Annotated in this window: 1 pseudogene; it reads left to right on the forward strand. The window is 54.5% G+C overall.

The window, feature by feature from the left end:
* Positions 1 to 165: 165 nt before the first annotated feature.
* A pseudogene (locus KOE80_RS20125) lies at positions 166 to 850 on the forward strand (reverse transcriptase domain-containing protein); the annotation flags it as partial.

The raw sequence follows: 850 nt of genomic DNA on the forward strand, positions 1-850 counted from the left end.
TTCACGCGCCTGCGAGCTTGCCCCCGGCCCGCAAACGGCCTGATGGTGTGATCTGAGGCCTGATCGACCGAAAACCGTAGAATCGTGAGCGACACCTCATCGCCTGGGCGGGAGAACAAAAAAATAAACCCCAGGGCGCAAAACCAGGGGTTTATCAGCAGTCTGAGAGGTTACAAACCTCTTCCCTTGCGGCGGGTCTACATCCCCAAAACGAACGGTAAAGAACGCCCCTTGGGCATTCCCACGCTGTTCGACCGGGCGATGCAGGCTTTGCATTTGCTGGGGCTTGAACCCGTGGCAGAAACCACGAGTGACCCGAACAGCTACGGCTTTCGGAAACAACGCTCAACGGCGGACGCAATGGGACAGATATTTGTCTGCACATCCAGAAAAGTTGCGGCTCACTGGGTGTTGGAGGCGGATATACAAGGCTGTTTTGACCACATTAACCACCAATGGCTGGTTGAACATGTTCCCATGAACAAGGCCGTCCTGCGTAAGTGGTTGAAAGCCGGGGTAGTCCACAAGGGCCGCCTCTCGCCAACCGAAGAAGGGACGCCGCAAGGCGGAATCATCTCGCCCACGTTGGCGAATGTGTGTTTGAACGGACTGGAGTCAGACCTGAAGGCGTATCTCAGTACGCGATACGGAAAGACGAAAGCCGTGAAGCTGAAAGTCAATGTGGTCCGGTACGCCGACGATTTCGTGATTACCAGCAATTCAAAAGACTTGTTGGAGACTGAAATCAGGCCGTGGGTAGAAGCCTTCCTTGCACAACGAGGACTGCGACTATCGCCGGAAAAGACGAAAGTCGTACATATAGACGAAGGCTTTGACTTTCTGGGATGGA

The sequence above is a fragment of the Alcaligenes sp. 13f genome, from assembly GCF_020496585.1.
Taxonomy (GTDB): Bacteria; Pseudomonadota; Gammaproteobacteria; order Burkholderiales; family Burkholderiaceae_B; genus Alcaligenes; species Alcaligenes phenolicus.